Annotated in this window: 10 protein-coding genes and 1 pseudogene; 8 read left to right on the forward strand and 3 right to left on the reverse strand. The window is 62.9% G+C overall.

The window, feature by feature from the left end:
• Both WAN02_RS00020 and WAN02_RS00025 read right to left on the reverse strand, forming a co-directional pair.
• Positions 1-383 (reverse strand): annotated as a pseudogene (locus WAN02_RS00020) (poly(3-hydroxyalkanoate) polymerase); the annotation flags it as partial.
• 2 nt (positions 384-385) lie between these two features.
• Positions 386-1,897: a long-chain-fatty-acid--CoA ligase gene (locus WAN02_RS00025; protein ID WP_422261608.1), complete on the reverse strand. Its 1,512-nt coding sequence runs from the start codon at positions 1,895-1,897 to the stop codon at positions 386-388.
• Between the two features lie 708 nt (positions 1,898-2,605).
• Between WAN02_RS00025 and WAN02_RS00030 the strand changes: the two genes are divergently transcribed.
• From WAN02_RS00030 to WAN02_RS00040, 3 genes are read left to right on the forward strand one after another with little or no spacing between them, the layout of a single operon-like run.
• Positions 2,606-3,346 carry a hypothetical protein gene (locus tag WAN02_RS00030; protein WP_422261610.1) on the forward strand — a complete coding sequence of 247 codons (741 nt, stop codon included), beginning with the start codon at positions 2,606-2,608 and terminating at the stop codon, positions 3,344-3,346.
• Between the two features lie 48 nt (positions 3,347-3,394).
• Complete coding sequence (locus tag WAN02_RS00035) at positions 3,395-5,038, forward strand: PEP-utilizing enzyme (RefSeq protein WP_422261612.1); 1,644 nt, start codon at positions 3,395-3,397, stop codon at positions 5,036-5,038.
• Positions 5,035-5,922 (forward strand): hypothetical protein, encoded by an 888-nt coding sequence (locus WAN02_RS00040; protein ID WP_422261614.1) that lies wholly within the window; start codon positions 5,035-5,037, stop codon positions 5,920-5,922. Before WAN02_RS00035 ends, WAN02_RS00040 begins: the two co-directional genes overlap by 4 nt.
• On the opposite strand, the gene WAN02_RS00045 is transcribed toward WAN02_RS00040, so the two are convergent.
• Positions 5,895-6,098: a hypothetical protein gene (locus WAN02_RS00045; protein ID WP_422261616.1), complete on the reverse strand. Its 204-nt coding sequence runs from the start codon at positions 6,096-6,098 to the stop codon at positions 5,895-5,897. The two genes, WAN02_RS00040 and WAN02_RS00045, sit on opposite strands and share 28 nt — an antisense overlap.
• A gap of 108 nt (positions 6,099-6,206) precedes the next feature.
• On the opposite strand from WAN02_RS00045, the gene WAN02_RS00050 reads away from it, so the two are divergent.
• The 5 genes from WAN02_RS00050 to WAN02_RS00070 all read left to right on the forward strand — a co-directional run.
• A complete protein-coding gene (locus tag WAN02_RS00050) occupies positions 6,207-7,070 on the forward strand; it encodes a hypothetical protein (protein ID WP_422261618.1) in 864 nt (287 codons plus the stop codon).
• A 110-nt stretch (positions 7,071-7,180) separates the two neighbouring features.
• Positions 7,181-7,651 carry a hypothetical protein gene (locus WAN02_RS00055; protein ID WP_422261620.1) on the forward strand — a complete coding sequence of 157 codons (471 nt, stop codon included), beginning with the start codon at positions 7,181-7,183 and terminating at the stop codon, positions 7,649-7,651.
• The gene (locus WAN02_RS00060; protein WP_422261622.1) at positions 7,648-7,995 is read left to right on the forward strand and encodes a MaoC family dehydratase; all 348 of its coding nucleotides are present in this window, start codon (positions 7,648-7,650) and stop codon (positions 7,993-7,995) included. The genes WAN02_RS00055 and WAN02_RS00060 overlap by 4 nt, the downstream gene beginning before the upstream one ends.
• Before the next feature lie 254 nt (positions 7,996-8,249).
• Positions 8,250-9,896, forward strand: a complete 1,647-nt coding sequence (locus WAN02_RS00065) for an AMP-binding protein (protein ID WP_422261624.1) — start codon at positions 8,250-8,252, stop codon at positions 9,894-9,896.
• On the forward strand, positions 9,893-10,251 hold a 359-nt coding region (locus tag WAN02_RS00070; RefSeq protein WP_422261626.1), incomplete at its 3' end, for an aldehyde dehydrogenase family protein. The genes WAN02_RS00065 and WAN02_RS00070, both read left to right, overlap by 4 nt.

Raw genomic sequence — 10,251 nt, forward strand, 5'->3', positions numbered from 1 at the left:
ACGAACTGCATCTTCTCTTTGTCGCGCCAATCCAACTGCGCGTCCGCGAGCAACTCCTCAGCGGTCTCAGAGCCCGCCAGATAGGCCTGCATGATCCTGTGCAGCAACGGATTCTCCTGCCACGCAAGGTCACTGAAGCGCTTGTCGGCGCGTGCCGGAGCGCGGTGCGATTTGCCCACGGCGATATTGCCGAGCTCACGGGTCAGCGAGCCCACCCGGTCGGCCACCGCGCCGGGGTGCTGAGCGAGGTTGCCGGCGAAGCGGGCCCAAGTGGCGTTTGGCATCATCCGGCTGGCGAATGGCTTTGTGGCGCTGGTGAGAAGCAGGTCGAGCGGCGCAGCCAGCTCGTCGACTTTGGCCGTGGGGTCCTTGGGGGTTGCCATGGTTATCGTGTGCTTTCGGTTGTCGGAATGGTGATGTCGCGCTTTTGCACCTTGCCGGTGGGACCCTTGGGCAGGGCGTCGACCAACCAGACCTGGCGCGGATACTTGTAGGCGGCCACCCGCTCCTTGACATAGTCGCGCAGTTCGTCGGGGTGCACTTTCGCCCCTTCCTTCAGCGCCACGGCCGCCCCGACTTCCTCACCCAGTGAGTCATGCGGGACGCCGATGACCGCCGCTTCGGCCACATCGGGGTGCTCGTAGAGCACTTCCTCGATTTCGCGGGGGTAGACGTTGTAGCCGCCCCGGATGATCAGGTCCTTGGTCCGGTCGACGATGTAGAAGTAGCCGTCCTCGTCGACGCGTCCGACGTCGCCGGTCGCCAGCCAACCATCCGGTGAGATCGTGGACTTGGTCGCTTCGGGCAGGTTCCAGTAGCCCTTCATCACGTTGTGTCCGCGGATCTGGATCTCGCCGGTGTGGCCCTGCGGTACCTCACTGCCATTCAGGTCGACGACCCGCATCTGCACGCCTTCGATCGGAGTGCCGATCGAGCCCACCTTGCGCTCCCGGTGCGGATGATTGAACGCGGCCGCCGGTGAGCTCTCGGAGAGCCCATAGCCCTCCAAAACGGTGCAACCAAAGGCCTTTTCGAAATCGGTGAGAACCTGCACGGGCATTGCCGCACCACCCGAGACGCAGACCCGCAACGTGCGCGTCGCCTCGGCCGCGGCCTCGTCGGCCACGCCCAGCAGCGCCGAATACATCGTCGGCACACCTTCGAACACCGTGACGGCGTCGCGCTCGATCACCTCGAGCGCTTTGCGCGGGTCGAATCGAGGAATCAGCGTCAACGTCGCACCCGACAGCACCGCCCCGTTGAGGCCACAGGTGAGCCCGAACACGTGAAAGAGCGGCAGGCAGCCCATGACAACGTCGCCAGGCCCGGTCTCGACCAAGGTACGGCAACTGACCTCGGCGTTGCGGCCCAGGTTGCCATGGGTGAGCATGGCGCCCTTGGGTTTTCCGGTGGTTCCGGAGGTGTGCAAGATGACCGCGACGTCGTCGGCGCCGCGTTCCACTGGTGACTCCTGCGCGGGCAGGCCGGCGATCAGGTCCGTCAGGCCGGCGTCGTCGACAATCCAGCATTGCGAACCCGTTTCGTCGGCGCCGGCACTGGCCTCGTCGGCGAAGCCGGGCGTAGCGAACAACGCCTTCGCTCCGCTGTTGGACAGGTAGAACGCCACCTCACGGGCCTTGAGCAAAGGATTCATCGGGACCGCGACGGCGCCGCGATACATGATCCCGTAGAACGCGATGGCGAACGCGGGCGTATTGGGCAGCATCACGCCGACCCGGTCCCCCGGTTCGATTCCGGCTTGCTCGAGCAGCGTCGCCACCCGGGCGGCTGATGCGTCGAACTGCGCGAAGGTGAATTGCAGGTCGTCGCAACGCAGCGCAACGTTATTGGGGTAGCGCTCTGCGGATGCGAAGAGATTGGTGCTCAGGCTGGTCATGGGTACCTCTGCGGATCGAATCGGCTGCCCGGTTTTAGGGCTTGTCCCGAGGATTCCAATCCTGCTCTCGGCGAACTCACGCGACAATGTCGGCGAGCACAATAACCTGGCCGCCGCGGTGTGATGGCGGACAGCTGATCACAGGGGCGCTACCGGGGCCAACAGACTCAACCGGGAATTTGGTGACGGACAACTCCCCAAAGCTGGACAATTGCGTGGCCGCTGACAGGTAACCCGACGACGGTCTCTACGGGAAGGCGTTAACGGTTGCGGCGGTTAGCCCGCGGCAATCATGATGAGATAACCGGCTGGAAGGTGAATTGTCAAGAGCGGAGCATAAGAGCGCCGTAGTGGTGTCGGCGGCTTCTTTAACGCCTGACCAGTAAATGTCATCGCGGCTCTTCGCCGCCACACCTCGACCAGTGCCCCTGCATGACTAAACGCGCATTGCGTCGTGGCTCAGCTCCCCATGTTCGGGTTGGCCTGCCGCAGGACGGATTTGCCATAGCCGCCGACATACGCGCAGCAGGCCCATGAGATCCCGCGCCGGACTGTGACCGTTGACACAGCCGACGGCACCGTGTAATAGTCTAGCCATACGGTCAACTAATACTTCTGCGTTCCCATTCCTGTACCACTCCACTATGGCCGCCACGGTGATCCACCTGGCGCTAGCAGACACGCGCCAGTTGAGCGAAGGAGACTGTCATGAACGCGGGCACACAAAAGGTCAGTGCGTGGTGCGGCCCAATCTTCTGTATCTTGTTCGGTCTCGGCTGGATGGCATTGGCCCGCTGGGTCCAACCACCCTCACCCAACCTTTCTGCCGCGTCGATCGCGGATGTGTTCGCATCTCACCGGACGCTGATCCGCCTCGGTGTGGGGCTTGGCGGAGTGGCCGGTGCCATATCGGTGCCATGGGCCGCGGTAGTCGCCGTTCAAATGAAGCGCATCGAGGGCGAAAACTGCGTGATGACTTACACGCAGCTGACCACCGGCGCACTTGGGGCGCTTATCTTCATCTTCCCAATGCTGTTTCTGGAGGTGGCCGCGTTTCGCGCAGACCGCTCGGCAGAACTCGTCCAGGCTGTGAGCGATCTGGGATACCTCTGCCTCATCGGCTTTCCGTTTCTCGCGGTGATCCAAGCGTTCGCGTTGACAGCGGTGATCTTTCAAGATCACCGAGCAACGCCGATATTTCCTCGCTGGTTGGGTTACTTCAGCCTCTGGGCGGGAACGCTGTTCATCCCCGGCACGGCGATCTCCTACTTCCACACCGGGCCACTGGCGTGGAACGGAATCTTCGCATACTGGCTTCCGTTGGGGGTGTTCGCAATATGGATCGCCGTCGTCACCGCCTACGTGCTACGCGCGATCGACCAGCAGCAAGCTGAGGACGTTGCTGCAGACTCAGCGATCGGTTCGACCAAGCCGGTTCATGTCGGCTGAGTCGTGTGGTCTCACTGAGAAGCTGACCCATCCGGTCAAGGACCGCTGATGACAGACCTCATCAGCGGCTCCGGAGTGGTCGCACCGACGCCGTGGGATCCACTTCATGCCGCCAGCCCTGCCGGATGCCATTGGACGCGTGCCAATATCGGCGAGGCGTTGCCGGGAGTTGCTACCCCACTGACTTGGTCCATCTGGGAAGTGGGAGCCGAGATCGCAGGTCGTGGAGGGTTTCACGCCCTCGGTGCGGCTACGCGTGCTGAAAGCATGGTTCCTGCCGACCGGGACCAACGATTCACCCGTGCGTTCTACGGTCGCGGCGCGGTCCGAGTCGACTTCCTGGCCACGATGGGCAACCGCATTCCGGGAACCTCCGGAGCCGCCATTGCTGAGCAGCTACTGGGCAACGCTCCTGCTGAACTTCTCGGCCGACCAAGCCGCCGTCGCTATCCAGTGATCGCGGTGCGGATGCCGCTTACTTTCCTGCGGGTGCCCCGACAGCTTCGCCGTGCGGCCGCCGACACGAAGATCTGGTGGCTCCGCAATACCGCCTCGGCTGCCAACCTCACCGAGACCGATGCGCTGGCACTCTTTGTTCAGGCCCGAGATCGCTTCTGGCAGAACACCCGGCTGCAAGGCACGGCTCTGTTCTGTGTAGTCCAGCCAATCTATGACGCCTTGGATCACATCACCGCCAACACCGGCGTCGGCGACCTAACTTCAATGACCAGCGGCTACGGATCCGTACCTGAAGCGGCTGTCGTGGGCGACTTGTGGAAAGCCTCGCGCGGCGAGATTGACTTGGCGGCCGTCGTGGCCCGACACGGCTATCACGGTCCGCGAGAAGGCGAGCTTTCGGCCAAATCCTGGCGCGAGGACAGCGGTCCCCTACGCCGTTTTCTTGTCGAATACGCCGCGATGGACGAGAGCCAGGACCCGCTCATCCGTGAAGCCCAACTTGCAGCGCAGCGTCGTGGAATGGAGCAGGCGCTTCTCGCCGCTCTGCCCGCATCACGTCGTCCGCTGGTGCGGACCTTGTTTCGCCTGGCCGCGCAACGCATTCCGTTGCGCGGTATCGCCAAAGACGCCTTCCTCATGTCGCTCGATGTGCTGCGCGCATCGGCGCGCCGAATTGGCGAATTGCTCGCCGCCCAAGGTGTCTTGGCTGACCCAGACGACGTCTTCTTTCTCACCGACGATGAGGTCACCGCGACCAGACCGGCCAACGTCCAGGAGCTGATCGCCAGACGCCGGGCACGCTATGACCACTACCTTTCGGTCGAGCTGCCGTCGGAGTGGGCGGGCGGACCAGTGCCAATCGACCTCTCGGTCAGCGCCGGCGAATCTGACGTGATCACCGGTGTCGGCGTCTCCCCCGGCGTCGTCGAGGGTTATGCACGCGTCGTCATCGACCCCGACTTCGACGAAGTGGAGCCCGGCGAGATCCTGGTCGCTGCGTCGACCGACCCGAGTTGGGCGTCGATCATGTTCATCTCAGCTGCCCTGGTTGTCGACATAGGGGGCGCGCTGTCGCACGCCGCCATCGTTGCGCGCGAGCTCGGCGTCCCCTGCGTGGTTAACACCGGGACTGGCAGTCGGCGTATCCGAACCGGCGACCGATGTCGAGTTGACGGAAAGACCGGGACCATCACGATCCTTCAGCACGCAAGCAACGGACAGGAGACGTCATGACTGACCCACGAGGTCCGTGGGGCCCGCTCGCCGAACCACCGCACGTCGATCGGGACATCGACCCCGCCGGACTTCCCTTCCGCGAGAACGTCTTCATGGCGGTCTACGACCGCACGCAATCCTTCTACTGCATTACCCATATGCAGGGCGGCAAGACTGACGCAGGGATGTTCGCGCGCTGCTCGGTCATTCTCGATAAGCGCTTCACCGAGATCTATGAGCCCCTTGGGCCGATGACGTTCACCTCCGACCACATATCACTCGACCTGACCGGTCACTTGCACGCCAAGTGCGACGACTTCACCGTAGACATCACCGTGGAGCCAGTGCGCGAGCCGATCGACTACACGCAAGCGCGTACTTTGCCCGGGCTCAGCAAGGCAGAACCGATGCACCACTATCAGAGCACGGGCACGATGAGCGGCACGATCACCGTCGGCAGCCAAACCACACAGGTTGAGGGCGGCGTGATTCGCGACCGCAGCTGGGGATTTCGTCAGGAGATCGCCTCCTGGGTGGAGTACTACGCCACATTGCTCGCTTTCGACGACTTCGATGTCGCGACCATGAAATACAAGGTCCGAGAGGGGATGACACCGCCACATGGGCAACTGAATGGGTCACGCAACAACATTGTGTCGGAGAGCCGAATTATGCGTCGCTACGAGACCGGATCGGTGGCCGAGCTTGACCTACACCTAGACGACGACACCACACTGGGTTTGCAGTTCGAGGTGCCCGATGCCCAAATCTTCTGTCCGTTCAACCGGCCAACCGGCCCCGAAGCAATTACCTCCTATCAGGATTTCGTCGAAGTGCGTACCACTGACGGTGCGGTGGGCTACGGGATCATGGATCAGGGGTTCTTGCGCACGCTGGCCTGAGTGCCGTCGGCAGCGGCAGAGATCGATTTGAGACAGGAGATGAGATGGTGATGACGCATCGTGTAATCCAGTGGGGCACAGGAGCAGTAGGCATCGAAGCTCTGCGCTACATCCTTGACCGTGACGACCTCAGCCTGGTGGGGGTCAAGTGTTTCACCGATGGGAAGGTCGGCCACGACGCAGGGACCCTCGCGGGCCGTAAACCCATGGGAGTCTGTGCAACTCAAAGCGCAGAGCAACTCCTGGCTCTTGACGCCGACTGTGTGTTGTTCATGCCACGCGACGTGACCCAGCTCGATCCCACCCTGCCGAACAGCCCGGGTCGCGAGTGGGTGGATGCGGTCCTGCCCATCCTCGAAGGCGGCAAGAACGTCATCAGTTCCATTGCGTCGGGCATGCATTGGCGGCAGCTCTCCAACGGCGCGGCGCTCCATGAAGAGCTCGACCAAGCCTGTCAGAAGGGGTCTTCGAGTATCTACTTCACGGGCATCGACCCTGGCTTCGTGACCGACGCACTCGCGATCACCATGTCAAGTGTGGTCGGGCGAATCGAGCGGATCCGCACCTGGGAGTTCATCGACTACTCCAACTACCCGGCTCCAGATGTCATGCTGGGAATGGGATTTGGCCGACTCCCAGAAGATATTCCGACAACCACGGCGGCCGTGCTCAAAGCGGGGTGGGCTGGCGCGATCTACTCCATGGCGGAGGCCTTCGACGCCGCCGTGGACGAAGTGCGCCTCGAGGTTGATCACTACCTTTCGCCCAGGACGGTCACGGTCAACAGCGGCCTTGTCATCAAGGAGGGCACCATTGGCGCATTGCGTTGGTCGTTGATCGGCATGGTGAACGGTCACCCGCGATTGTCCATTAATCACGTGAACCGGATGGGTTCGGATATGGCGCCTGACTGGCCGAACATGGGGCGCGAAGGCGGCTATCGTGTCGAAATCGACGGGTTCCCCCCATACCGTGGTGAATTTCCCTTGGCTCTTCCTGGTGGTACTGGGTTCAGCCTCGACGACGCTGTCGCGATGACCGCAGCCCGTTGCGTCAATGCAATCGAGGCGGTTGTGCAGTCAACGCCTGGCTACAAGACCGTCAACGACTTGCCGGCCTTCGGTGCGCGATTCGGGTTACTACGGTGATCAGTCCGGCCGATTTATCGTCCAGCCGTTTAATATTTATCGTCAAGGTCCCCGTTATCCGGGCGGCAGCCGGGCGGCCCGATCAGCAACCAACATAAGGGGGTCACGCGGTGTCAGCAGACGTCAAGACTTCGGCAAAGCCTCAGATCGGGGATGTTCTGGCGCGCCGTACCTTTCGAGTCAGCGACGCGCTCTGTGCGGCGGGATTTGCACGGGCACTCGGAGCGACCGAGGGACCGTATGTCAACCTGAGCGACGCACTCGATCAGGGATTTACTGCGCGCCTGGCGTCGCCGGCGCTGCTCGCCTTTTTTCAGACATGCGCGATGGATGACTTCGTGCATCAGCTGGGCTTGTCACCGAATCACACAGCGTTCGCAGGCGCAACGGGTCAGGTATCACCAGGAGCGTTGCTCGAAACCGCCGTCGTTGTTGGCGAGTGTCGCTATGTCGGAGAAGAGAAAAAGGTCTCCAACAGCGGCGCCGCGCGGCGACTGGTCGTGATCGAAACGACCTATCGGCACGAAGACGGTCGACCGATCAGCACCGTGAAATTCACCTTTATCGAGGCGACGCCGTGAGCGCCTACCGATACGTAACTCCGATCCTGGACGCACTGGCGTTCGCGCGGATGTCGATCGCGACAGACGACCCCAACCCCATCCACGTCGATCACCAGGCCGCCGTCCGCGCAGGTCTGCCCAGCGTCATCGGTTCTGGCCTATTTGTGATGGGTCTGCTGGACAAGGCGGCGCGCTCTGCAGCGGGCGAGCACGCCGGCTACACGTTCGACATCCAGATGCGTGGTCCGGTTCTGCCGGGCCGAGCCCTTGAGATCTCCGTTGTCGATGAGCAGGACCGAGTTGCCGTGCAAGTCAATGACAGCGCGGGCGGCGTGGTTGCCAAGGGGCGACTGCATTACTGAGTGTCGAGCATCGTTCACGTGTCGGGGCGGTGAAACTGAACCGCCGCCGCTGTCTGCGCGGACGGTGCCTTGACGTGCACACCCCCCGCTCATAAGATTTACTTGTCGGATAGTTAATCATCGGTGCGATGGAGGTCGGCCTTGGAAAGCGCCCTCGACGACCCGGTCCCCGAGCATGGCGGCCGGCGCACCCACTGGACACCAGGCCAGATCGACGACAGAAACGGCGAAACCGTCACCAAAGGACGATCGCGATGCTGAATATCGACGATGTGTCCGAAAGCCTCCGGCAGTCCACTCGAACTCCCGATCGCGGGGCCCAGACCATGCTCCCGACAGTCATCGCCAGGCAGGCGACGCTGACACCCGACGCGCCTTTCCTGCAGGAAGTCGATGGACCCAGCGCAACGTACGGCGAGGTGCAGAGCAGCGCGATGCGGTGGACGGCGGCGCTCGCCGCCGCCGGGATCAGCGCGGGCGACCGGGTGGTCACCATGCTGCCCACCGGAATCGACGCCGTCGCCATCTGGCTGGGGCTGGCCTGGCTCCGAGCCATAGACGTTGCGACCAACCCCGATTACCGCGGCGATATGCTAGACGCGGCGCTGAAACTTATTGAGCCAAGCGCCATCATCGCGCTACCCGACCGGCTCGGCGATCTGGCGGCCACCCCCGCCGTGCAGGCGGTCGACCGGCTGATCGTGCCGTCGGCGCCAGACGACCTGCCCGCCTCGTTGCGTGGCAAAGTCGACGACTTCGCCACATTCCTGGCCCAGGCCGGCGACACCCCGATCACCGACCTCGCTCCGCCCCAACCCTGGGATATCGCGTGCATCATCTTCACATCGGGGACCACGGGGCCGTCCAAAGGGGTGCTGATTCCGTGGGGAATGCTCGATGCCGCCGCACGGAGCGCCTTTCCGCTTGAAGAGGTCCTGGCCGACGAGGTCTACTACTGCGCGTTGCCGTTTTACCATCTCTTGGGCCGGCACTGCGTCGCACAAATGGCGCTGACCGGTCGACGGCTGGTCACCCGAAAACGGTACTCGGTGACGGAGTTCTGGTCCGATGTGCGTCGGTACGGCGCAACGATGGCCTTCGCGTTCACAGCACCGCTCTACCAGCAACCGCCCAGGAACGATGACACCGACCACACCCTGCGCACCCTTTTCGCGGTGCCGATGATCCCCGAGCATCGGGAATTCGATCTCAGGTTCGGTGTGCGAACCCGGACCATGTTCGGAATGACCGAACTGGGTGTGGCTTTCGCTTCGGGCGCACACGTCGATGACTATCGGGCGTGTGGCCGCGCCGTGGCCGGACCGGCGGGCCTGGAGGTGCGTCTGGTCGACGAGCACGACATGGAGGTGTGCGTCGGCCAGATAGGCGAACTGGTGGCCCGAACACGCGATCCGTGGGCGCTCAACGCCGGATATTTTCGGATGCCCGAAGAGACGGCGCACGCCTGGCGCAACGGGTGGTTTCACACGGGTGACGGGTTCCGGCGCGATGAGCATGGCAACTACTACTTCGTCGAGCGACTCAAGGACTACATTCGTCGCCGCGGCGAGAATATCTCTGCCTACGAGGTCGAGGCCGCCACCAACCGGTGCCCGGATGTATTGGAGTCCGCCGCGATAGCGGTCCCGTCGGACACCGGCGAGGACGAAGTCAAGATCTGCATCGTTGCCGTCGCCGGTAGAAATCCGACCGCCGAGGACATCTGGACTCACCTGCAGCAATCTCTGCCGAAGTACATGGTCCCGCGCTATATCGAGTTCGTCGCCGCTCTGCCTCGCACGGTGACGATGAAGGTTCGCAAGGTCGACTTGCGGGCCGACGCCCTCAACCGCCGGACCAAAGACCGGCTGGCCCAAAGCGAAGGAACGACCACATCGTGACCAAATATGCGGAGCAGAGCGCGCTCAATCTCATTGCAGGTGAGGCTGTTACGGGCAAGGAAGAATGGGAGATCCGCAATCCGGCCAAGACGTCTCAGGTCGTCGGCCAGGTGAGTGTGGCGACGTTCGAACAAGTCGACGACGCCGCACAAGCCGCCGCGAAGGCGGCACCGGAGTGGGCGGCCGTCCCCGTCGCCGAGCGGGTGGCAATCGCCTCGGCCGCCGCGGTGATCATCGAGCAAAAGGCGGGCGAGCTCGGGTGGGACGTGCTGCTCACCCGCGAGCAGGGCAAGATTCTGCCTGAAGCTGTCGTGGAATTTGCTTTCGCCCAGATCGAGGCCCAATACATCAATAC

It is taken from the genome of Mycobacterium sp. (assembly GCF_049281135.1).
GTDB lineage: Bacteria > Actinomycetota > Actinomycetes > Mycobacteriales > Mycobacteriaceae > Mycobacterium.